This window comes from Clostridium sp. AM34-11AC (genome assembly GCF_003435375.1).
Taxonomy (GTDB): domain Bacteria; phylum Bacillota; class Clostridia; order Lachnospirales; family Lachnospiraceae; genus Pilosibacter; species Pilosibacter fragilis.
The window spans coordinates 1-21,615 of record NZ_QWGL01000010.1 but is presented as its reverse complement, the minus strand read 5'-3'; the positions used below and the strand labels follow the sequence as shown (position 1 = coordinate 21,615).

The 21,615-nt window shown below is 46.4% G+C and carries 22 protein-coding genes and 3 tRNA genes; 8 read left to right on the top strand and 17 right to left on the bottom strand.

From position 1 onward, the window contains the following. Nucleotides 1-36: 36 nt before the first annotated feature. Entirely contained in the window at nt 37-591 is a 555-nt protein-coding gene (locus DW826_RS08080; protein WP_021905875.1) for a biotin transporter BioY, read from the bottom strand. A gap of 374 nt (nt 592-965) precedes the next feature. Between DW826_RS08080 and DW826_RS08075 the strand changes: the two genes are divergently transcribed. Beyond that, nucleotides 966-1,523, top strand: a complete 558-nt coding sequence (locus tag DW826_RS08075) for a DUF1003 domain-containing protein (RefSeq protein ID WP_015552246.1) — start codon at nt 966-968, stop codon at nt 1,521-1,523. Between the two features lie 129 nt (nt 1,524-1,652). Then, nucleotides 1,653-3,011 carry an MATE family efflux transporter gene (locus DW826_RS08070; RefSeq protein WP_117552477.1) on the top strand — a complete coding sequence of 453 codons (1,359 nt, stop codon included), beginning with the start codon at nt 1,653-1,655 and terminating at the stop codon, nt 3,009-3,011. A gap of 151 nt (nt 3,012-3,162) precedes the next feature. On the opposite strand, the gene DW826_RS08065 is transcribed toward DW826_RS08070, so the two are convergent. The 10 genes from DW826_RS08065 to DW826_RS08020 all read right to left on the bottom strand — a co-directional run bounded on the left by DW826_RS08065 (nt 3,163) and on the right by DW826_RS08020 (nt 12,910). Then, the gene (locus tag DW826_RS08065; RefSeq protein ID WP_117552476.1) at nt 3,163-4,800 is read right to left on the bottom strand and encodes an ATP-binding cassette domain-containing protein; all 1,638 of its coding nucleotides are present in this window, start codon (nt 4,798-4,800) and stop codon (nt 3,163-3,165) included. A gap of 309 nt (nt 4,801-5,109) precedes the next feature. Further along, complete coding sequence (locus tag DW826_RS08060; protein WP_015552243.1) at nt 5,110-5,322, bottom strand: cold-shock protein; 213 nt, start codon at nt 5,320-5,322, stop codon at nt 5,110-5,112. A 358-nt stretch (nt 5,323-5,680) separates the two neighbouring features. After that, the gene (gene malQ / locus DW826_RS08055) at nt 5,681-7,180 is read right to left on the bottom strand and encodes a 4-alpha-glucanotransferase (protein ID WP_117552491.1); all 1,500 of its coding nucleotides are present in this window, start codon (nt 7,178-7,180) and stop codon (nt 5,681-5,683) included. Nucleotides 7,181-7,371: 191 nt separating this feature from the next. Beyond that, nucleotides 7,372-8,196, bottom strand: a complete 825-nt coding sequence (locus tag DW826_RS08050; protein ID WP_117470500.1) for a hypothetical protein — start codon at nt 8,194-8,196, stop codon at nt 7,372-7,374. Nucleotides 8,197-8,404: 208 nt separating this feature from the next. Continuing rightward, the gene (locus DW826_RS08045; protein ID WP_117552475.1) at nt 8,405-9,091 is read right to left on the bottom strand and encodes a YjjG family noncanonical pyrimidine nucleotidase; all 687 of its coding nucleotides are present in this window, start codon (nt 9,089-9,091) and stop codon (nt 8,405-8,407) included. A 148-nt stretch (nt 9,092-9,239) separates the two neighbouring features. Continuing rightward, nucleotides 9,240-10,514 (bottom strand): dihydroorotase, encoded by a 1,275-nt coding sequence (locus DW826_RS08040; protein WP_181968022.1) that lies wholly within the window; start codon nt 10,512-10,514, stop codon nt 9,240-9,242. Between the two features lie 135 nt (nt 10,515-10,649). After that, nucleotides 10,650-11,024 (bottom strand): VOC family protein, encoded by a 375-nt coding sequence (locus tag DW826_RS08035; protein ID WP_117552489.1) that lies wholly within the window; start codon nt 11,022-11,024, stop codon nt 10,650-10,652. A 144-nt stretch (nt 11,025-11,168) separates the two neighbouring features. Further along, the gene (locus DW826_RS08030) at nt 11,169-11,864 is read right to left on the bottom strand and encodes an MBL fold metallo-hydrolase (protein WP_117552474.1); all 696 of its coding nucleotides are present in this window, start codon (nt 11,862-11,864) and stop codon (nt 11,169-11,171) included. A gap of 3 nt (nt 11,865-11,867) precedes the next feature. Further along, nucleotides 11,868-12,257, bottom strand: a complete 390-nt coding sequence (locus DW826_RS08025; RefSeq protein ID WP_117552473.1) for a zinc ribbon domain-containing protein — start codon at nt 12,255-12,257, stop codon at nt 11,868-11,870. Between the two features lie 23 nt (nt 12,258-12,280). Next, entirely contained in the window at nt 12,281-12,910 is a 630-nt protein-coding gene (locus tag DW826_RS08020; RefSeq protein WP_117552472.1) for a lactate utilization protein, read from the bottom strand. Nucleotides 12,911-13,218: 308 nt separating this feature from the next. On the opposite strand from DW826_RS08020, the gene DW826_RS08010 reads away from it, so the two are divergent. The 4 genes from DW826_RS08010 to DW826_RS07995 all read left to right on the top strand — a co-directional run bounded on the left by DW826_RS08010 (nt 13,219) and on the right by DW826_RS07995 (nt 15,642). Beyond that, nucleotides 13,219-13,458 (top strand): hypothetical protein, encoded by a 240-nt coding sequence (locus DW826_RS08010; protein WP_242994064.1) that lies wholly within the window; start codon nt 13,219-13,221, stop codon nt 13,456-13,458. A 314-nt stretch (nt 13,459-13,772) separates the two neighbouring features. Then, nucleotides 13,773-14,165, top strand: coding sequence for a thioesterase family protein (locus DW826_RS08005; protein ID WP_117470492.1), 393 nt, complete (start codon nt 13,773-13,775; stop codon nt 14,163-14,165). Between the two features lie 277 nt (nt 14,166-14,442). Further along, nucleotides 14,443-14,727 carry a helix-turn-helix transcriptional regulator gene (locus DW826_RS08000; RefSeq protein ID WP_015552232.1) on the top strand — a complete coding sequence of 95 codons (285 nt, stop codon included), beginning with the start codon at nt 14,443-14,445 and terminating at the stop codon, nt 14,725-14,727. 18 nt (nt 14,728-14,745) lie between these two features. After that, nucleotides 14,746-15,642, top strand: a complete 897-nt coding sequence (locus DW826_RS07995) for a DNA glycosylase (RefSeq protein WP_117552470.1) — start codon at nt 14,746-14,748, stop codon at nt 15,640-15,642. A 147-nt stretch (nt 15,643-15,789) separates the two neighbouring features. Here DW826_RS07995 and DW826_RS07990 read toward each other — a convergent pair whose 3' ends face one another. From DW826_RS07990 to DW826_RS07980, 3 genes are all read right to left on the bottom strand, one after another. Next, complete coding sequence (locus DW826_RS07990; protein WP_015552230.1) at nt 15,790-16,821, bottom strand: 3-deoxy-7-phosphoheptulonate synthase; 1,032 nt, start codon at nt 16,819-16,821, stop codon at nt 15,790-15,792. 828 nt (nt 16,822-17,649) lie between these two features. Further along, nucleotides 17,650-17,964, bottom strand: coding sequence for a HigA family addiction module antitoxin (locus DW826_RS07985; RefSeq protein ID WP_015552229.1), 315 nt, complete (start codon nt 17,962-17,964; stop codon nt 17,650-17,652). Between the two features lie 14 nt (nt 17,965-17,978). Further along, nucleotides 17,979-18,257, bottom strand: coding sequence for a type II toxin-antitoxin system RelE/ParE family toxin (locus DW826_RS07980; protein WP_015552228.1), 279 nt, complete (start codon nt 18,255-18,257; stop codon nt 17,979-17,981). 597 nt (nt 18,258-18,854) lie between these two features. Here DW826_RS07980 and DW826_RS07975 point away from each other — a divergent pair. Both DW826_RS07975 and DW826_RS07965 read left to right on the top strand, forming a co-directional pair. Next, nucleotides 18,855-19,079, top strand: a complete 225-nt coding sequence (locus DW826_RS07975; protein ID WP_117515968.1) for a hypothetical protein — start codon at nt 18,855-18,857, stop codon at nt 19,077-19,079. Between the two features lie 1,118 nt (nt 19,080-20,197). Then, nucleotides 20,198-20,842, top strand: a complete 645-nt coding sequence (locus DW826_RS07965) for a site-specific integrase (RefSeq protein ID WP_347472307.1) — start codon at nt 20,198-20,200, stop codon at nt 20,840-20,842. A 378-nt stretch (nt 20,843-21,220) separates the two neighbouring features. Here DW826_RS07965 and DW826_RS07960 read toward each other — a convergent pair. The 3 genes from DW826_RS07960 to DW826_RS07950 all read right to left on the bottom strand — a co-directional run bounded on the left by DW826_RS07960 (nt 21,221) and on the right by DW826_RS07950 (nt 21,534). Next, a tRNA-Cys gene (locus tag DW826_RS07960) sits at nt 21,221-21,291 on the bottom strand. A 13-nt stretch (nt 21,292-21,304) separates the two neighbouring features. After that, nucleotides 21,305-21,376 (bottom strand) — tRNA-Glu (locus DW826_RS07955). An 85-nt stretch (nt 21,377-21,461) separates the two neighbouring features. Further along, nucleotides 21,462-21,534 (bottom strand) — tRNA-Asn (locus DW826_RS07950). Nucleotides 21,535-21,615: the final 81 nt, after the last annotated feature.

Here is a 21,615-nt window from a genome sequence, read left to right as displayed (position 1 = left end):
TAAATGCGCAGACCTATTGAACACTTACTTTCCAGCCTACATAAATCTGGAAACCGCCTTGCGGATCTGCGGACCTGCGATGATCGCAATGATGATCTTCGCTGTGTCGCCCGGAAGATACGGGATAACGCCGACGCCGAGAGCTGCCACGAAGCTCATTCCGAGCTGTCCCGCAAGCCATGCGGTTCCGAAGATATAGCAGATCGCCATTCCGATGATCATTCCGACTACATGCATGTAAATCTTTGCCGGGAACTTCTCAACGAAGAAGCCTGCGATCGCTGCCAGAAAGATAAATCCGATCAGGTAGCCGCCGGTCGGTCCGAGAAGCTTACCGACACCGCCACTAAATCCGGAGAATACCGGAAGTCCTACTGTTCCTAAGAGCAGGTATAATACATAGCTCGCTACGGAAAGCTTCATTCCGAGAATATACGCCATAAAGAAGATGACAAGGTTTGTCAGGCTGATCGGTACCGGGCTGATCGGAATCGGAAGTGCCATCGGTGCCAGGATACAGGTAATCGCTGTCATAAGTGCTGTCACCGTCATCTGCGCGGTGGACATGTGTTTTGCTGTTGTCTTTTCCATCTTTGTTTTCCTCCCAACATCCATCATTTCTGCCGCCGGATCTTAAATTCTATCGTTCTTAAATTCTACATTCCGGTACGCATATCACAAAATGGAATTGTTCTGATCGATTCTTTTCCTATCATACGCAGATTCCGTGCATTTGTCAACCCATTTTAATTATTTGGTTTACATTTTTCCCCTTTTCTTTTTTGCCTATAATCTTCCTGTGTGCCATTTACCCGCCCAGAAAAACGTGCTATACTCTATGTACTTGTCCTCCCACCGCCAACTGGGAGAATTTAGCAGTTACCCGTTATCAGTATAGAACAGTGTCCGCATACATCACCGATGCGCTGCACGCGTTTTATATGCCGGACATAAGGAGATTCACTATGAAAATGAAAAGCGGAAACGAACGAAAAAAAATCATCCGGGAACTCCTGAACAGGACTGATCAGGAATTTACAGATGAAGAGCTGATCCATCAGCTGATCATGACAAACATCACAGAAAATTCCAATGAGACAGAAAAACTGTCCTTCGGCCAGAGAGCATCCGACGCAGTAGCGAAATTTGCCGGAAGCTGGGCATTTATCTTCAGCTTTATCGCTGTCATGGTCGGATGGATGGCTGTCAACGTTATCCTTGGAACGAAGGCCTTTGATGCCTACCCGTTTATCCTTTTAAATCTGGTACTTTCCTGCATTGCTGCCATTCAGGCTCCCCTTATCATGATGAGCCAGAACCGACAGGAGGCAAAGGACAGACAACGCGCGGAAAACGACTTTAAGGTCAATTTAAAGAGCGAACTCATTATCGATGACCTGCACAAAAAAATGGATCTGATCATCGAAAACCAGAAAAAGATCAACCATCGTCTGGATATGCTGGAACAGACCGGCAAGGCTATAGACACGCCAAAAGCCGGATCCCCTATCCACAATGCTTAATACAAAATAAGAATGTGCCTTGGCACATTCGCGAGGTCACTTGCGACAATCTACATCTTCACGCAAGTACACAAATATTCCGCAGTACAGTTTTTCTGTACTGCGGATTTTATACAGGAGAGTTTTATTATGGCTGCTGAAAATGATCTCGGCCGTGACGACATAAAAAAACTCGTCGTCCGGATCGCAATTCCCAGTATGCTGGCACAGTTTGTCAGCGTCCTTTACAGTATCGTAGACCGCATGTATATCGGAAATATCCCCGGCTCCGGCGACATGGCACTGGCGGGGGCCGGTGTCTGCGGTCCGGTAGTCACTATGGTCGGCTCCGTCGCGTTTCTCGTGGGAATCGGCGGTGCCCCGCTTATGAGCATGAAGATGGGACAGGGCGATAAAAAGGCCGCCGAGCGGATCCTTGCAAACTGCTTCCTCATGCTGGCAGTATGTTCCCTCCTCATGGTGGCCTGCATCTACCCAATCCGCATTCCGATGCTGCGGTATTTTGGTGCCAGCGATATCACGCTGCCCTACGCAAACGCATATTTTACAATATATCTGACTGGAACCGTATTCGCCCTGATGTCCACAGGTATGAATCAGTTTATCATCTGTCAGGGCTTTGCAAAGACCGGCATGTACTCCGTCGTCCTCGGCGCGGTGCTGAACATCATTCTGGATCCGATCTTCATCTTCGGCCTCCACATGGGCGTCTCCGGTGCCGCCGTCGCAACCGTCATCTCCCAGATGGCGAGCTGCGCTTTCGTCCTGAATACACTGTTCGGAAAAAATATGCCGGTGCGTATCACCTTCGGCGGTTACAGCTGGCGGCTGATCCGCAGAGTGCTCACCATCGGCTTTACCCCATTTATCATCATCGCCATGGATAACGTCATGATCATCACCATGAACGCGATCCTGCAAAAATACGGCGGTGCGGAGCGCGGAGACCTTCTGATCACCTGCGCGACCATTGCCCAGAGCTTCATGCTCGTAGTCACCATGCCTCTCGGCGGTATCACCAGCGGAACTCAGGCTGTTCTTGCCTACAATTTCGGAGCCGGAAAGACCGACCGCGTAAAGAATGCGCAGAAGTACATCTTTAGCCTTGCTGCGGCATACACCGCTCTGCTCTTCGTCCTTGCGCGTACCATCGGCGGCCTGTTTGTCCGTCTCTTTACAGCAGACCCGGTTGTTGCCGCAGAGGCGATCCGGGCGATCCGGATCTTCACTCTGGCGATCATTCCGCTGGCATTCCAGTATGAGATCGTCGACGGTTTCACCGGCCTCGGTCAGGTACAGGTTGCCCTGCCGCTTTCCTTCTTCCGAAAAGGCACATACTTCGTATCCCTTTTCCTGCTTCCCGCAATGTTCGGAGCTGAAGCGGCATTTTACGCAGAACCGGTATCTGATATCCTTGGACCGATTGCTTCGGTGATCGTGTATCTCACTTCAATGAAGAAGGTTCTGGCGAAAGCCGGGGCTAATTAACCGGTTCCGCCAAAACTAAGTGTAAATACGCAAAAACAGAGCATATATCTTCGCATGCCAATGTTTTACATAGGGTATGGTTGAATATATGCTCTGTTTTTTCTGCAGGCAGTTTACACTGCCATTTTCTATCTCAATTCAGGCGGCAGAATCAGTCATCATCCTCTTCACTCTCAGTGATCGTATAGGTGAATCTCTTTCTCGCCATCTCATCGCTCTCAAGGTACTCGTCGTAGGTTGTGATCTTATCGATCAGCTGGCCGTTGATGATCTCCATGATACGGTTTGCGGTCGTCTCTACGACCTGATGGTCACGGGAGGAGAAGATGATCACGCCCGGGAACTTCTTCATTCCGTTGTTCAGGGCTGTGATGGACTCCATGTCCAGATGGTCCGTCGGCTCATCGAACATCAGCACGTTCGCGCCGGAGATCATCATCTTGGAGAGCATGCAGCGCACCTTCTCACCACCGGAGAGAACTTTTACCTTCTTTACGCCATCTTCACCGGCAAACAGCATTCTTCCGAGGAAGCCGCGGACATATGTGACATCCTTTTCCGGGGAGTACTGGGTCAGCCAGTCTACGATCGTATCATCATTGTTGAACTCTGCGCTGTTATCCTTCGGGAAGTACGCCTGAGTCGTTGTGAGACCCCATTTGTAGCTTCCGGAATCCGGCTCCATTTCACCGGAGAGGATCTTGAAGAGTGTGGTCTTCGCAAGCTCGTTCGGTCCTACAAGGGCAACCTTGTCCTCTCTTCCCAGGGTAAAGGAAATATTGTCGAGAACCTTTACGCCATCGATGGTCTTTGTAAGTCCCTCAACGGAGAGAACTTCGTTTCCGATCTCACGGGCCGGACGGAAGTCGATATACGGGTATTTTCTGCTGGACGGACGGATCTCGTCGAGCTCGATCTTCTCTAAGGCACGTTTTCTGGAGGTCGCCTGCTTGGACTTGGAAGCGTTGGCGGAGAATCTCTGGATGAACTCCTGCAACTCTTTGATCTTCTCCTCTTTCTTTCTGTTTGCTTCCTTCATCTGCTTGATCATCAACTGGCTGGACTCGAACCAGAAATCATAGTTTCCGGCATAGAGCTGGATCTTGCCGTAGTCGATATCAGCGATCTGCGTGCAGACTTTATTTAAGAAATAACGGTCATGGGATACCACGATAACAGTATTCTCAAAGTTGATCAGGAACTCCTCAAGCCATGCGATCGCGTCGAGATCCAGATGGTTCGTCGGCTCATCGAGGAGCAGGATATCCGGGTTTCCAAATAATGCCTGGGCGAGGAGAACTTTAACCTTCTGCGGTCCGAGAAGGTCTTTCATTGTTTTATAGTGAAGCTCTGTCTCAATACCAAGACCGTTTAACAGGTTCTCAGCGTCGGACTCCGCTTCCCATCCGTTCATGGTTGCGAACTCGCCTTCGAGCTCTGCAGCCTTGATTCCATCCTCGTCTGTGAACTCTTCCTTCATGTAGATCGCGTCTTTTTCCTTCATAATGTCATAAAGGCGCTTATTTCCCATGATAACGGTATCGAGAACTGTGTACTCGTCGTATTTAAAGTGGTCCTGCTGTAAGAAGGAAAGACGCTGACCCGGAGTGATCGCAACCTCACCGTTTGTCGGCTCGAGCTGACCGGATAAGATCTTTAAGAATGTGGACTTTCCAGCACCGTTGGCACCGATCAGACCATAACAGTTTCCTTCTGTAAATTTAATGTTTACGTCTTCAAATAAAGCTTTTTTACCGACACGGAGTGTCACATTATTTGCACTAATCATTTTCTAAATCTCCTTTTAACTGACAAGGGGTATCTGTGAAATGCGCCTTAGCGCATCCCCCGCGCCGGGCACAAACAGCCTGCCTCGGATCTAAACCCTGGCAGAACTTAAAACGATAACCTTCCGCAAATGTCTCTAGCCTGCCGGTCAGTTATCAAAGTCCTTCTTATTCTATTAAAGAACACAAGTTTTTGCAAGGCTTTTCGCGAAAAAAGCCTGTTTTTCAAGGAAAAATCCTATCCAACAAAAGAACTGCCGCTCCAAGTACAACTCGGAACGGCAGTTCTCTTAGTTTCTCTTCTATTCGAATTAGAGTTTAACTACGTTAACAGCGCGAAGCTTCTTGCTGTTCTTCGGATCCTGCTCTGTGTCGAAAGTAACCTTCTGGCCCTCTTCAAGAGTCTTGAAGCCGTCGCCTACGATTGCGGAAAAGTGTACGAATACGTCGTCGCCGCCATTATCGTTGGAGATGAATCCGTAGCCTTTCTCAGAATTGAACCACTTAACTGTACCGTTGTTCATTTTGGTACCTCCATAAAAAATTGAATTTTTCCGTACTAAGACTATTGGAAATCCCCACACATCGCTGTTGGTCTTTATTTCAAAAAACTCACATGCTTTTGTAATTCATCGTATCGCGCAAATGACTTACAAAAACATGTGAGTTCAATAGTGCATCGGAATTAACTTAACAATATCACACTTCTGGTCTTGTGTCAATCGAATTTCCAAGAAACGGGCGGTCTGTTTTATCCTTACGAACCGCCCGTTTTTCCTTATTTCTCGGCACTGTACCGCGTACCGCAAACATCTGTTTTTCTCGACAAAAATTGACTTTTCCCTTCGGTAATTCTGCCGTGATTTTTGCATTTTTTTCAATCTAAAACCGTCCAAATGTATCGACCAGCCATGAAAGATGGTTGATATGATCCTGCGTCAGCTCTCCCGGTTTCATTCTCCATCTCCAGTTATTCCCCACCGTACCCGGCGTGTTCATTCTCGCCCAGCTATCGAGCTTTAAGATATCCTGCGCCTGGAAGATCACGACGCTGGCTACAGACGCGTAGGCGGTCTTTAAGACCTTGTCTACGACCTCATGCTGATGGGAGACACCCATGTAGTCTGCGATATACTGCAACTCCCACCACTGGCGCGCCTCCGGCTTAAAGTAGCCCACCAGAGTCTCGTTGTCATGGGTTCCGCCGTAAACGACGGAATTCGGGGAGTACATATGCGGCAGGTGCTCGTTGAAGCGGTCGCCGCTGAAGGCGAACTCGATGATCTTCATTCCCGGATATCCTGTCTCCTCAAGAAGCTCCTTGACCTCCGGAACAAAGATTCCAAGATCCTCCGCGATGATCTTCGTGTCACCGATGACCATGTTGATGGCATCTGTGAGCTTCTTTCCAGGTCCCTTTAACCACTCGCCTGTCTTTCCGTCCTCGGAACCCGCCGGAATCGCGTAGTACTGGGTTACACCGATAAAGTGGTCGATACGGACCACGTCATACAGGCGGGCAGACGCTTTCATGCGCTCCTTCCACCATGCGAAATCGGTCTTTTCCTGAACATCCCAGCGGTAAAGCGGATTGCCCCAGAGCTGTCCCGTCTCGCTGAATGCGTCCGGCGGAACTCCGGCAACCTTGATCGGAGTCAGGTTCTCCTCATCCAAAAGGAATAACTCTGGGTGGGTCCAGACATCCGCGCTGTCAAGTGCCACGTAGATCGGAATATCACCGATGATGGAGATTCCCTGCTCATTCGCATATGCGCGGAGCTTTCCCCACTGCTGGTAGAATTTATACTGTAAAAACTTCCAGAAGTCGATCTCGTCCTTCAATTCCTCGCGGTAGGACTCCACCGCTTCTTTCTTCCGGAACCGGATATCTTCCGGCCATGCCAGCCATTCTTTATTATCAAAATGGAACTTTAACGCCATGTAAAATGCGTAATCATTCAGCCAGAACCAGCTGTCCATACAGAACTTCTCGTAGCCCTGTTCCTCGCGGTACTCACTTCTCGCGTACGCCTTTTTCAACAGTGGAAACCGGTACCAGAACACCGCGTCGTACGCCACCTGGGTCGGATTATCCCCCCAGTAACAGGCGTTGATCTCGTCCTGTGTGAGAAGTCCCTCCTTCACCAGGGTATCCAGATCGATAAAGTACGGATTTCCCGCAAAAGCGGAAAATGACTGGTACGGGCTGTCCCCGTAGCTTGTCGGTCCCACCGGCAGAACCTGCCAGTATTTCTGTCTTGCTTTCTTTAAGAAGTCCACGAAATCATAGGCCGCACTGCCAAATGTACCGATTCCGTATGGTGACGGCAGGCTTGACACCGGCATCAGAATTCCGGCTCCGCGCTCCAGCATTGTCTTCATATTTGTATCCCCTTCTGTCCGGCAGATCCCCGCCTGTTTATCTTTTACCATTCAGCATTTTACCATCCATAACGGCTCACAGCCCGGCACATATTATGCGCAGGGCTGTTGCTGATTTCTTCTGTATCGTCCACCTTCTACACTCCGCTGTTCATGCCATTGGCAGACAGCAACAGAAACTTTCTGGTGAATTAACGATTCTTCTTGATTCTCTCGTCGTTTTCAAGGACTTTCTTCGCGATCATGATAAAGTGGAGCTTGAAGTTATCCTCTGTATCGTTTACGTCAAGTCCGGTATTGATGCGGACCATATTTAAGCTTGTCTTTACATCATCCTCAGACATTCCGAGCTGTCTTGCAGTCTCAGCGATGTCCTCTTTGCATTTGTAGTATTTCGCGAGAACCCGCTTCTCAGTCTCACCGAGCTGTTTTAAAACGGTTCTGGTAAGGCGGTCACCGAAGTTTACAACCATCTGGTTGATGCTGCTGTAAATCTCCATACCCATGTATTCAAGGATCACACGGTCTTTCTTGAAGATCTCGCCGGCCTTTACCGCATCCTGGGCATTGATGTATGTATGCTTGATTCCCTTGATTCCGCTCTCGATCGTACCGATGCCGACGCGGATCTTTCTGTCAGAATTGATCTTTTCTACCTGCTCAAGGGCTGTCTCCTTGATCTGCGGGATCAGGTCACGCATTGCGGATTTGTCGTTCATGATCAGGATCACGCATACGCCGCTGTCGCAGGTGATAATCTGCTTTCCACCGATCTTCTTGTTGATATCGGAGAGAGCGATGATCGCGTTTGCCGCGTCTGTGAGCTTCTCACGGTCTTCCGGTTTTACATTCATATCAGACGGATACTGGAAAGATACCGCCATAAAGGTGTCCATATCCACGTCGAAACCAAGCTGTCTTCCAAACTGTTTTACCAGATCCTCGTCCTCGTAGTATCCGATTACGATGTCATTAAAATAAGCCGATAATGTGATATCTGTCGTGTTCTTGTTCATGAAATACACCCCTCATTTCTATATATTCGCCGCCGCTCTTTCTGTCCCTTCACCGGATCCGTATGCGGCGGACAATGCCTTCCGGGAAAGCATAATTATAAGAAAAATCTTCGTATTTGTCAAGATGTCTGACAATATTTCTCGTTCTAGGTTCTTTTAGTTCACATAACTTTGCTGTGAAAGGTCAACTGCTGCTGCCATTCTGTAATCAGCTTAACATCTCACCGATCTTCTCCAGCGTATCCGCCTCATAATCCACATGCACCCCGGCCATATTCTCCTGGTGGTGCGGATTATACCACAGCGTGTCGATCCCCGCGTTATTTCCGCCGCGGATATCGGATGTCAGGGAATCACCGATGATCAGCATGTTCTCCACATCGTTTCTTCCCATCTTTTTAAAGCAGTAATCGAAGTACTCCTGCTGCGGCTTCTGGAAACCGGATTCCTCGGAGACGTAGATTCCCTTAAACAGCTTGTCCAGGCCTGCTGCCGCAAGGCGTTTATACTGGGTCTCCGCGACGCCGTTTGTGACGATATGAAGCTCATAACGCTCCTTTAAGCCGCCAAGAAGGTCCATAACACCGTCCAAAAGGAACGCGCTCTCATTTAATGTCTGACGATACAGACCGTCGACCTCAGCGCCATTTACCTTAATCCCGAAGTCACTGAAGAAATCTTCGAATCTCAGGCTTAAAACCTGCTCTCTCGTGATCTCCCCGCGCTCTAACTTCTGCCAGTAGCTTTTATTCAGATGGTGGTATTTCTGTATATTCTCCCCGGTGGCTGGCACGCCGAAGTGGATAAGCACCCGCTCGATGCCGATCCTCTCCGCCTTGTCGAAATCCAGAAGTGTTCCATCCACATCAAAAAGAAGCACCTGGTATTTTTTCATGACTTATTTTCTCCTGTTCTTTGTTTCTTGCAATTTTCAGTTCTATCTGCTCTCTCATACTGAAAATATCTGTACTGCCCGTCCATCGGACCAGTCCCGACTGCGTGGAACTTATTGGTCCGATGCCAGGGAATTCTGCTGTATTTTTTTAATCCTTGTATACAATATTTCCGCCGCAGATCGTATACTTCACGCGTCCGAAAAGCGTTCTTCCGATAAACGGTGTATTGTGGGACCTGGATGCGATCTCATCGTCTGTGACGGTCCACTCCTCGTCCTCGTTGAAGATCACGATATCGGCATCCCCGCCCTCTGCGAGGTATCCTTTATCAAAGTGATACAACTTCGCCGGGTTTACGCACATCTTCTCGACAAGCTGCATGGTGGTCAGATGGCCTTTCTTCACAAGCTCTGTCACAGCAAGTCCGAGAGCGGTCTCAAGACCGATGATTCCGCTCGGCGCTTTCCATACCGGGAGAACTGCCTTTTCCTCCATGCTGTGCGGTGCATGGTCTGTGGCGATCATGTCGATGGAACCGTCCTTGATTCCCTCGATAATGCCCTCGCGGTCCTTCGCGGTTCTAAGGGGCGGGTTCATCTTCGCCATTGCGCCATGTTCTAAAACAGCAGTCTCATCTAATGTGAAATGGTGAGGTGTGACCTCCGCTGTCACGTTTGCTCCAAGCTCTTTCGCAAGCTTCACAGCCTTTACGGATGTGGCGGAGCTGATATGCTGGATATTGACTGACGCGCCTGTGTGCAGGGCGATCATGCAGTCACGGGCCACGAGAGAATCCTCAGCAAGTGCCGGGGAACCTGTGATTCCAAGCTCTTTTGCGACTGCACCTGCGTTGATTCCGTTCTCGGAGATGAATGCCGGGTCTTCCTCATGGAAGCTCAGCGGTACATTTAGCTCTTTCGCCTTCTTCATGGCCTCGTAGACGAGTTTCTCGTTCATCAGCGGGATTCCATCGTCTGTGAATCCAACGGCTCCTGCTGCCTTTAAAGCGTCCATATCCGTGAGCTCCTGACCCTTCATTCCAACAGAAACGCATGCGGCCGGAAGAACATTGATGCCTGTCTTCTTTCCTTCTTCGATGATATATTTTACGGTCTCCACATTGTCTACCGGCGGTTTTGTATTTGCCATGGTGACAACCGTTGTGTATCCGCCCTTTTTCGCCGCGGCGGAGCCTGTCTGGATATCCTCTTTGTATGTAAGTCCCGGATCGCGGAAGTGAACGTGGACATCAATGAGGCCCGGTGCTACGACACAGCCGTCTGCGTCGATCACCTGCTCATAGCTTCCGTCATCTTCCACTTTTCCGATGGTCTTTATCTTCCCGCCATCAATAACAACATCCAGGATCTCGTCTGTATTGCTCTTTGCGTCTACCACACGTCCATTTTTAATCAGAATCATCTTAGTTCCTCCTGTTTTATCTGTTTCTATGTTTCCTATCTCTGACCAGCTGCTATTTTTCTTTTCAGCGAGAATGTTTTCCTTCCTCTCTGCCTGATGTGTGAATTTTTATATATCTGGCTGTCGAACCTTTTATCACTTTCTTGTCGGCACGATCTCCAGCCAGTAATTATCCGGATCTGTGATAAAGTAAATTCCCATCTTCTCATTCTCAAAGCAGATACATCCCATCTCCTTGTGCTTCGCATGGGCCGCCTCAAAATCATCCACACGGAATGCCAAATGGAACTCATTGTCTCCAAGATCATAGTGATCCTTCTCCCAGTCCCTGAGCCATGTGAGCTCCAGCTGGTGCGGTGTCACACCGTCTCCGAGGTAAACCAGGATAAAGCTCCCGTCCGGCGCTTCTTTTCTTCTTACTTCCTTTAATCCAAGAGCTTCCTCATAGAATTTTAAGGATTTGTCAAGATCTGTTACATTAAAATTGTTGTGCGCGAATGTGAATTTCATAACGTGCTCCTCTCCATTCATTTTTTATATAATCAACAGCTTCTGATTCTCCGACTCTTTTTGAGCCTCAATCCCGGTCTCGCCGCGTCCTAAGCTTTACACTTGCTTTTTCAAAGAGAGCTTTTCCGGCACTCTGATCGCCGGTCAGATCTCCCAGCTTTCACTTTCTTCATGGATCTCCATGACTTTCTCGCGGTACCCCGCTGAACACGGCAGCTGTTTCAACCGCTCTGCCACATCATATTCTCCCCAGAAATGCATCGGGAAAATAAGTTTTGTGTCGACTTCCCTCACGAAATCATCGATTCCCAGGTAAAAATATTCACCGAGTCTCGGATCCAGCGGCAGGAACGCAATATCCGCTGTCCGCCCGTGCATCTTCGAGATCTCTTCCTGGTACGCTTTCGCCATGTTCTTATTCCACTGCGGATCTTCCCCATCCCAATACCAGTGATTCAGGTCGCCTGCATGGTAAATCTCCAGACCATCCACACTGCACCAGAACGCGACGCCCTCATCTGTAGACTTAAATCCCTCGACCTTCAGTGTCCCATCCTTCAGGATCTGTCCCGGATTTAAAAATTCTGTCTTTCCTTTACAAGATTCCGGCACCCGCTTACTCCAGATATCAAATGCCAGAATATAATGGATATTCGGATGTTTTTCCTCCAGATCAAAGATCACCTTCGAAAAGTGGTCCGGATGCCTGTGGCTTGCAAACACATAGAGCGGTTTTTCCTCCGAAAACTCCGGCAGCTTCCCCTGGAAATAGTCAAACAGCAGGTACGCCGACTCCGTCTCCACGAGAAACGCGCTGTGATGAATGTATGTGATCTTCATGTCTTAAAACCTCTTTCCGCACTTCGGGCAGTATTCAAAGTTTTCCTTCGTCTCATAACCGCAGTTCGAACACCGCTTCAACGGCACATCCCAGGCCGGGGCATCATGTCCCTCTGAGACGAGCGTCAGATCTTCCTCCCGGATCGAAACATCCTCTCCCGCGGCGATCCGCTTTCCGACTTCCTCATTCAGCTGGTAGACAGTCCCGCAGCAGCTTGTCTTCACATAATATTTCCGTCCCCATTTAAAGATCGGAATAAAGAAAAAGGACAGGCACATATAGGTCATAAACACCTGATACCGTCCATATCTCCCGCAGCGGCCACAGATCATCGCCGCCGCGTTATAAACCAGCTCTTTTGTCCCCTGAGTAATTCCGCCAATAAAAAACATTGGGTTCCTCCAGTAATCTTATTTTAGTAGCCTAAATTTTCCCCAACGATCACAACCTTGATCCGTCCGTCATATCGGGATCTCCGTGTGACAACAATCGAGCAGCACATGCAGTCCGGGGACTGACAATCCATGCAGACTCCCTTTACACCACATGGCGTTTTCCGGCCGGTAGCATCTGCAATGATCGGACAAGCCTGCGTCTGGATCCGGTCGATCCCATCTTCAATACTCCGCACTATCTTATTCATTCCGACAACAATGATCACCTGTCTGGGTCCATGGATCAGACAGGCCACACGGTTTCCCGCACCGTCAATATTGACCAGTTCGCCTTTTACGGTGATCGCATTCGTTCCCATAAGGAAACAGTCCGCACTGCAGGAGCCGAGATATGAAGGATTTCCCATCGTCTCTTTATCTTTCATCGGATAATCCCGCATCTCATGTCCGGATTTCTCCAATTCAGCCAGAATCCCCAGCTCCCGGACCGATGCCGAGCCGCCCCAGCCGATGGAAGCACCGGGTTCGATCAGCGAGAGTACCGTTTCCACTGCCTCTTTCTTATCCCGGCAATAGATTCCCTCCATATTTCTTTTTTTCAAATTACAAATGACATTTTCTGCCATCCGTTTTTTTGCGTCCTCCAACATCGTATCTCTCCTTTACAACTGCCTGACCATCGTTTTCCCGATGCTTCGCATTCCAAATCGGTAAAATCTACCACCACTGTATTGTACGGAATTTTCAGTTCAGAAAATTTCGATTCGTATACAGTAACCACTTTCTCAGTGCTAATTGTAGCATACTATTCCCATATCTTGCAATTCCTGCTCAAATATTTTATACTGGAATCCATCAGCATGTTACTGTTCGTGCCTTGCGCAAACAGTGGCATCGGCGTCCATCCGACCCGCTGCGCAACTACCTGAAACACAATTTTATAAAAGAGGAAAATATTTTGAGTATAAACCCAATGATGTTTCTGCAGTTCAAAAACTCCTGGCAGACCTTTACAAGAAACCACCCGAAATTCCCGGCTTTCTGGCGTGCGGTCTACAAACATGGCATTCAGGAAAACATGATCATCGAATTTAAGGTTACAGAACCGGACGGCAAAGAACTCGCCTCCAACATCCGCGTGACCAAATCCGATCTGGAACTTTTTGAGAATCTGAAAAAAATGATCACAGACCAGTAAGTCTTTTTCTTGCAATTCGTGTACGAGTATTCTATACTTTATATGTCAGTGTCAGGCGGGAAAACGCCGCGCTGATCACACTTCCCCGGTTTAAATCCCGGATCTTTGCTGTCACTGTCAGGATCTCCGGTATTGTAAACTGTGGTATTCAGTAACTATTCAGTAGGTCTGCGCATTTACTGCGCTGACCGTAAGAAAACTTAGACTAGAAGGCAAAAATCATATCGGTACAGCCGATTTAGAATGGATTTTTGCGCGTAACTGTGAGGGTACTGAACAGTTACGGTATTCATTTAATCATGGAGGACAAACTTATGCTGGAAACTGGAATAAAAGGAAGACAGGAGGTTGTTGTCTCTGACGCAAACTCCGCAAAAACAATGGGAAGCGGCACACTCGACGTGTTCGCGACACCGGCTATGACCGCTTTAATGGAAAAGACCGCCTGGATGAGCGTTGCTGATCAGCTCGACGAGGGCTGTGGTACTGTGGGTACACTCTTAAACGTAACACACGACGCACCGACACCGCTTGGAATGACCGTATGGTGCGAGACTGAACTTGTCGAGGTAGACGGACGTCGTCTCGTATTCGATGTTGCCGCTTACGACGCCAAAGGAAAGATCGGCGGAGGCCGCCACGAGCGCTTTATTATCCAGAACGAAAAGTTCCAGGCGAAAGCGAACAAGAAGGCACTTGCTGAATAATTTTTTGTCTCCCGCCATCTCTAAATTTGGCGGGAGACAGCTTTCTTTTTTATTTCATAAATATTCTTCTGATGTTCAATTCGTTTTAATCTGGTTCTTTTAATCTTTATCAAATCTTTTGATTCATGATTTATTAACCTTTTTTATTTCTAAATTACAATTCTATTGACTTATTGAGATATATCTCATATCATATAAGGAGACACACAAAATTCCAAAGAAAGAATTATTGACCACACTTTTGAGAAAAAGAAACTATATTCAGAGGAGAACATGCATGACACTTCAGGAATATAAAAAACAGAAAATGCAAAATCCAGATTTTTCCGCCGCATATGACGAGATTCAACCGGAAATGGATATCATCCGGGCAATTATCGATGCCAGAATCAGTCAGAACATGACGCAAAAAGAACTTTCCGAAAGAACAGGAATCAACCAGACTGAGATCAGCCGTCTGGAAAATGGAAGTCGAAATCCATCCATCAAACTGCTTCAGCGCCTTGCCGAAGGAATGGGAATGACTTTAAAAATTTCTTTTGTTCCTAGGCAGACCCGCTGACCAGTCAGGAGGTACTCTATGATTTCAAAAAACTTAAAGGACTTCAACCTCCGCCAGATCGCCGACTCCGGTCAGTGTTTCCGTATGATTCCCTGTGCCCCGAATGATCCGCAGACAGCTTACCGGGTCATCAGCAGCGGACATTTTCTTATTGTGGAGCAGAATAGGGATGAGGTGATTTTTCACTGTCCCGATGACGAGTCTGCATTCTGGAATCATTATTTTGATCTTGGGACGGATTATGGTGCTTATATCCGCTCTGTTGACCCTGCGGATGAATATCTTTCAAAAGCGGCGGCTTTCGGCAGTGGAATACGGATCCTGAACCAGGATCTCTGGGAGATGATCATCACCTTTATTATCTCACAACAAAAGACAATTCCGGCGATCCGAGCGCTAGTGGAGGCGCTGAGTGAGAAATATGGAACACGGTATGAGTTGTCTTCCGGATATTATTATGCGTTTCCAACTCCTGAAGAGTTAAACCACGCCTCCCTGGATGATCTCCTCGCCTTAAAACTCGGTTACCGTGCCAAGTATATCAAGCGGACCTGCGAAGACGTCTGCTCCGGAAAGATGGATCTTGACCGTCTGCGGGGACTGAATTACTCCGACTCCATGGAAGCTCTTCTCTCCTGCTACGGAATAGGCGTCAAAGTTGCCAACTGCATCTGCCTCTTCGGTCTGCACCATATCGGTGCCTTCCCGGTGGACACCTGGATCAAAAAGATCCTGCTGCGGGAGTATGCCCCGAAAAGCCGCTGCACCAGTCATGTTCCCGAATCACGGCTCTGCGAGGCGCTGATCGAAGAAAATTTCTCGAAATATCCGGGGTTCGCCGGTGTGCTGCAGCAGTATATCTTCTTTTATGAGAGAGAGTTCTCATCAAAAGCAGCCCAGACTGCTAACGTCTAGGACCTGCTGCCGGCAGCTTCTTCCAGATGCACGACTATAAAAAGCCACCGGAATGATAATTTTCACTTTCATCCCGATGGCTTAATATTTACTCTATTTCCCGTTCCAGCACACATTTCATGTGCCGGCACCGGCAATTTCTATCTCTTATTTGATCTCATCCGCAATGTCATAGATCAGCTTCTCCGTATCATCCCATCCAAGACATGGATCCGTGATGGATTTTCCGTAAATATGCTCGCCGATCTTCTGACTGCCCGGCTCTAAGTAGCTCTCAACCATAACGCCCTTGATGAAGTTGTGGATCTCCTCCGAGTGACGGCGGCTGTGAAGAACTTCCTTCACGATACGGATCTGCTCCATGTAACGCTTGTTGGAGTTGGAGTGGTTAGCGTCAACAATGCAGGCCGGATTCAACAGCTCCCGCTCCTGATACAGGCTGTAGAGAAGCTCCAGATCCTCATAATGGTAGTTCGGCAGGCACTGACCGTGCTTGCTGACTGCGCCTCTTAAGATCGTGTGCGCCAGCGGATTACCCTTTGTCTCAACTTCCCATGTGCGGTAGATAAAATCATGACCATGCTGTGCAGCGTAAACGGCATTTAACATAACACCGAGGTCGCCGCTGGTCGGGTTCTTCATTCCAACCGGAACGTCCATACCGCTGGATACAAGGCGGTGCTGCTGGTTCTCAACAGAACGCGCACCGATCGCGACATAGGAAAGTACATCGGAAAGGTAGCTGTAGTTTTCCGGATACAGCATCTCATCGGCTGTCGTGAATCCATAATCCTCGATCACGCGCATATGAAGCTTACGGATCGCTACAAGTCCTTCGTACATATTCGGCTTCTTCTCTGGATCCGGCTGATGAAGCATTCCCTTGTATCCGCCGCCTGTGGTACGCGGCTTATTTGTGTATACACGCGGTACGATAACCAGCTTATCCTTAACCTGCTCATTTACCTTGGCGAGACGGCTCATGTACTCACATACAGCGTCCTCGCGGTCCGCGGAGCACGGTCCAATGATCACGAGGAACTTTTTGCTCTTTCCCGTGATAACATCCGCAACCTCTTTATCTCTTGCCGCTTTTAACTCCACGCACTCCGGTGTCAGCGGAAATTCCGCCTTGATCTGCGCCGGTGTCGGAAGTAAACTTTTGTAATTGAATGACATAATTTTCTCCCCCAAAATATTATTTTCATGTAGATTCAGCCCTGCCTTTCTATATCGAATATGAACCGCGAACAAACTGTTCCAGACTGCATCATTCAATATCCAAATGCTGGCAAAACCAAATCATCACCTTTTAAGCACGTATTTTATTTTTAAGCACTTTATCGCTTTTAACTGCTGATGTGTCCATTTCTAAAAATGTCCCGCGCTACACATATGTCAGTGCGGGACATTTATTATTATAGTACACTTTTTTTAGGACTTCAAGTACTTATGTCTCTATATTTCTTTTTTTCGATGCTCCTTCCTCAATCCGCTTGCCCGCATATATTTTGCATACTTTTTCTGGTAAAACAAAAACCCCAGAGTCCTTATAAACAAAGGATTCTGAGACTTTCATAAGAGAGGCGACAACCAGATTTGAACCTCCTGTCATCTCTCGAAACCCAGATAAAGAAAGGAGTTTACATGCCGATTGATGCTTGTGTTTGCGGGCGCAAACAGTGCGCAAACACATAAATCTCACCTTTTCTGGCTCTAAGTTCATTTTTTCTGATTTAATATACCGGTACATTGTAATGGTGCGTTGTTTATAAAAATGTCTCAAAAAGATATAAATTTATGTAATCGGAGGGTCACAGTCCCTACGCAGAGGGGCAAACCGCCTGCCATGTTGCGCAATTAGACGGTGCTGCTTGAGACGGATATCTAAGCGGACATTTTGTACAGGGCATATTTCTAGCAAAACTTGCAACCCATTTTATGGACCAAATACAACGAGGCTGTCGCATTAGCAATATTTTTGCTAGGCGACAGCCCCATTTATTATTACATTTGTAATGTAGCGGCCTCTTCAGAGTGCACGGATGGAAATGGAATGACATTTTCTGGAAGATGCTGTTCAGCTTCCCATAGTGTCAATTTCTGTTGCATATTCATCCAGCTCTCTGGAGAAGTATTCGTTGCTTTCGCGATGCGAATTGCCATATCAGGGCTTAGCATTGCTTTTTCATTTACAAACTCTGACAATGTCTTTCGACTGACCCCAAGCATTTTGGCAGCCTCTGTGATGGTAAGACCCAGCGGCTTTATAACATCTTCCAGGAGGACAGCTCCCGGATGTGTTGGTTTTCTATTGGTCATACATGTTCCTCCTTCTAATGATAATCTTGGTAATCTAGGAGATACGCATCCTGTCCTTCAAAATAAAATGTTAATCTCCAGTTGCCATTAACAGTAACAGCCCACATATCCTGTTTATCTCCTTTCAGAGGATGTAATCGATATCCTGGTAAATTCATATCCTGTGGACTTATACTTGCATCAAGACGATCAAGCATTCTTCCTAGTTTTGGCGCATGCTCTGGTTGGATTCCCTTCTTGGAACCACTTTCATAAAATTCCCTTAAGCCTTTGTGTGCAAATGATTTAATCATATTTATATTATACCGTGTAACGTTATGGGTGTCAAATAAGAAAATATAGTTCAGAAAAAATAAGATTCAGAAATTTTCCAGTTACCGTTTACTTGATAAGCATATCTGATGAACGAATGTGCGGAAGGTTCCTGGGAGCATCAGTATCCCGGACAGCATCCACGCCTGGTTCAGGCCGGGGAGATCAATCCATCCTGTAACCACAAAATAGAAAAACCCCGGAGTTGCAACCTCCGGGATTTTTCACATATTACTTGAGCACTTTTGTCGTTTTTGCCTAACGGCAGCCTAACATTAGTATAACATGTATGTTTTTTTCTGTATACCTAATAGTTTCCTTTTTTAATTTAATTTCTCGTATAATTAAAATAATCGCGCCATTCGAATTCTGTACGGTATCATTGTATTGCGATTATTACGGAAATGGTGCATTCGCATGTTACCCAGGCGCGCACTGGAAAGAGCTGTGCTTTCCGCATGCAGGGGGGGGGGGAAATCTCCCATGTTTATTTGCTCCCCGATATGCATCCTGTTAATGAAATTTTTTATGGTATGATTTCTTTATATAACAGAAAAAAAGCCATGAGGTGATCAACGATGAAAGAAAAATTTTTAATGGACCTGATCGGTTGCTATCGGGAGTATTTTCCGGAAAACATACCTGTTGAATGCCGAAAAACAGCGGCATTGATAGTATTCCGCTTTGCAATTCCAGATGAGGAATTAGATCATATATGTAAGTTGCTTATAGAGACTGAACTGGGAGAGCTGGAGTCGGCCGTGTATCAGGCATATCGCTTTTATATCAGCGAACCGTTCTGAGCGGCACTTGCATATATTTTACTGCACCAGGATCTTCCACTGTCAGAGGTCAGATATGGATTAACTGATGCCAGGCAACAATCCAGAACCAGAATCCGGAATACAAAAAAGGGAGAACAGTTCGTTGCAGAGCAGATGCAACGAATTGAGCGGATTAACCGGAATCTGCTTTTACTTAGTGAGGAAATACAGGCGGGCGAAGATTCCCACAATATTTAAAGCCGGATGACTACACGTAATCATCCGGCTTCTTTAACTGCTTAAAATAAATCGGTTGTAAAAAACATTTTCTGAGATGCGGATATTCTGGACTTCAGATCTGAAGGTATTTGAAAACTTTCCCCCTTTACTCTATGCATAACGCTAAAGATATAAAACAAACAATATAGTTAAGCGAATAGTATTACTACATACACATATAAAAATGAATAATCCCTTACATTTTAGCCAAAAACTTACAGCGTTTTTATGATTTATTTACAAATATTGCATATTCAAAATAATTATGATAAAATTTACACACAATAAATGATGCGCCTAATTTTGAAATATTTAAACGTGAAAGGAATGATGCCAATGAATAAATGAACTTTTTTGAAGGAATTACTAATGACGGTGTTCCGGGATGGAATGTGGGACCTGTTTATACAAAATTGTCATAAGTATAAGAGGGTGAATACTGATGAACAAAAAATTGTATATATTTTTTTCTTTAACATCCTTTGCTTATATGCTATCTGTTAGCGTATATTTGCTTAATAGCTTTATAATGTTAAATGATACTATTTTTGCGGTTACCAGAATTTTAATGATATGTTGTTTGCTTATATTTTTACTGTTTGGATTAAAATTAAAAACAATTGCAAAAATAGAAGGGAATAATCAAACGCTAACCAAATTTCAACATATTCAAAAAGTATGGAGCATAGTCATAATAACTAGCCTAATAATTCTTGTTTTTAGAGATTTTGTATGAATATTATAGGGGCTGTTGCATTAACAAATATTTTTGCTAGGCAACAGCCCCTGTTCTGTAATGGAGCGGTTTCACCAGAATAACTTTTAATTTGGCACTTCACTACAAATAGAGATGATTCATCCAGCCTTGAGAATGGCAGATCCGGAAGCTTGAGCTAATTTCCGTTAGCATTAATTATAAGCAGTTCGATTTTAAGCCTGTAAATACGCAAATAACCCCTTACACAGAGGCAGATCGGCTACGGATCATTGAGCCTTTATCCGGTGAGACTGACTTCTACTCCCTGGCCATTCTCTTTGATTTTCACATGGTACTGCGAATCGGAGAACTAAAGGGATTAAAATGGTCCGACATTGATGGGGATTTCATACGTATACAGCGCTTTATAGATGACAAGAACCGTGTCATCAATTCCATTAAGGGCAACACAGCAGATGGAATTCGCTCTATGCCGCTGACACCTGCAACAAAAGCGATTCTTAGCCAGGTCCGGAAGTTACAGCCTGACGATCAGGAATTTATTTTCTATCGTGGCGACAGCCCTTTGGCAACCGTTACCTTCAATCGGCATTTGAAAAAATGTTGTGACGAATTAGGGATTGAATACCGTTCCTCTCATAAGCTGCGTTTCTCGACAGCATCTATCATGTATAAGAACGGTATGGAAGACACCGAATTACAAAAACTGCTTGGACATACGACGCTTTCCATGACACGACACTATTTATGCAATATCACTTCCAACGAAGAGACTGCAAATAAAATGGCCGCTATCCTTGGTTAAAGGTATAGTGACCATTTTACTAACCTAATGAGCGAGTTATGAATGGCTGTTTGCGCAAACAACTACTCTTCAAAATATTTTTTACGAGAGATAACTGAGACAAAGGATCTTATTGATCCGCAAATTTTTTATATGTATGAGCGGATCAGTAATATTCATTGCCATTGATAGGCCCGCTTGCGCAAACGATATATAGTCTCTTTAATGCATTGGAAATGTGCCATATTCAAGATCAAATCAATTTATTGTATGAATATAGATAAATAACTGCCCATACAACACATTGTTTTCAGACCGCAAACACGCGCAAACATCAAAATTATAAGGCAAAAACCCCAGAACCCTTATAAATAAAGGATTCTGAGGCTCTCATAAGAGAGGCGACAACCAGATTTGAACTGGTGATCAGGGTGTTGCAGACCCACGCCTTACCACTTGGCTATGTCGCCATATTTAGTTAAATGACCCCAACGAGGTTCGAACTCGTGTTACCGCCGTGAAAGGGCGATGTCTTAACCGCTTGACCATGGGGCCTTAAATATATACTACCATATTTACATGCCTCTGTCAACCGGGTAGTATTACCAGTCATCAGGTTCATCGGATAGTACGAAAAAAGCTCCCCGAGTAGGACTCGAACCTACGACAGCGCGGTTAACAGCCGCGTGCTCTACCGACTGAGCTATCGAGGAATACTGAAGGAACATACCTTCAAAACCACATATTGAAATCCATCTTCACCGTTTCATCAACCAACCAGACCTTCCTGGATA

Excerpts from the sequence above, each read along its gene's own strand:
- DW826_RS08080 (WP_021905875.1), bottom strand. The coding sequence starts at position 591 with ATGGAAAAGACAACAGCAAAACACATGTCCACCGCGCAGATGACGGTG.
- DW826_RS08075 (WP_015552246.1), top strand. The coding sequence starts at position 966 with ATGAAAATGAAAAGCGGAAACGAACGAAAAAAAATCATCCGGGAACTC.
- DW826_RS08060 (WP_015552243.1), bottom strand. The coding sequence starts at position 5,322 with ATGAACAACGGTACAGTTAAGTGGTTCAATTCTGAGAAAGGCTACGGA.
- DW826_RS08040 (WP_181968022.1), bottom strand. The coding sequence starts at position 10,514 with ATGATTCTGATTAAAAATGGACGTGTGGTAGACGCAAAGAGCAATACA.
- DW826_RS07995 (WP_117552470.1), top strand. The coding sequence starts at position 14,746 with ATGATTTCAAAAAACTTAAAGGACTTCAACCTCCGCCAGATCGCCGAC.
- DW826_RS08050 (WP_117470500.1), bottom strand. The coding sequence starts at position 8,196 with ATGAACAAGAACACGACAGATATCACATTATCGGCTTATTTTAATGAC.
- DW826_RS08065 (WP_117552476.1), bottom strand. The coding sequence starts at position 4,800 with ATGATTAGTGCAAATAATGTGACACTCCGTGTCGGTAAAAAAGCTTTA.
- DW826_RS08005 (WP_117470492.1), top strand. The coding sequence starts at position 13,773 with ATGCTGGAAACTGGAATAAAAGGAAGACAGGAGGTTGTTGTCTCTGAC.
- DW826_RS07990 (WP_015552230.1), bottom strand. The coding sequence starts at position 16,821 with ATGTCATTCAATTACAAAAGTTTACTTCCGACACCGGCGCAGATCAAG.
- DW826_RS08035 (WP_117552489.1), bottom strand. The coding sequence starts at position 11,024 with ATGAAATTCACATTCGCGCACAACAATTTTAATGTAACAGATCTTGAC.
- DW826_RS07980 (WP_015552228.1), bottom strand. The coding sequence starts at position 18,257 with ATGATTAAATCATTTGCACACAAAGGCTTAAGGGAATTTTATGAAAGT.
- DW826_RS08025 (WP_117552473.1), bottom strand. The coding sequence starts at position 12,257 with ATGTTTTTTATTGGCGGAATTACTCAGGGGACAAAAGAGCTGGTTTAT.
- DW826_RS08020 (WP_117552472.1), bottom strand. The coding sequence starts at position 12,910 with ATGTTGGAGGACGCAAAAAAACGGATGGCAGAAAATGTCATTTGTAAT.
- DW826_RS08070 (WP_117552477.1), top strand. The coding sequence starts at position 1,653 with ATGGCTGCTGAAAATGATCTCGGCCGTGACGACATAAAAAAACTCGTC.
- malQ (WP_117552491.1), bottom strand. The coding sequence starts at position 7,180 with ATGAAGACAATGCTGGAGCGCGGAGCCGGAATTCTGATGCCGGTGTCA.
- DW826_RS08030 (WP_117552474.1), bottom strand. The coding sequence starts at position 11,864 with ATGAAGATCACATACATTCATCACAGCGCGTTTCTCGTGGAGACGGAG.
- DW826_RS08000 (WP_015552232.1), top strand. The coding sequence starts at position 14,443 with ATGACACTTCAGGAATATAAAAAACAGAAAATGCAAAATCCAGATTTT.
- DW826_RS07975 (WP_117515968.1), top strand. The coding sequence starts at position 18,855 with ATGAAAGAAAAATTTTTAATGGACCTGATCGGTTGCTATCGGGAGTAT.
- DW826_RS07985 (WP_015552229.1), bottom strand. The coding sequence starts at position 17,964 with ATGACCAATAGAAAACCAACACATCCGGGAGCTGTCCTCCTGGAAGAT.
- DW826_RS08045 (WP_117552475.1), bottom strand. The coding sequence starts at position 9,091 with ATGAAAAAATACCAGGTGCTTCTTTTTGATGTGGATGGAACACTTCTG.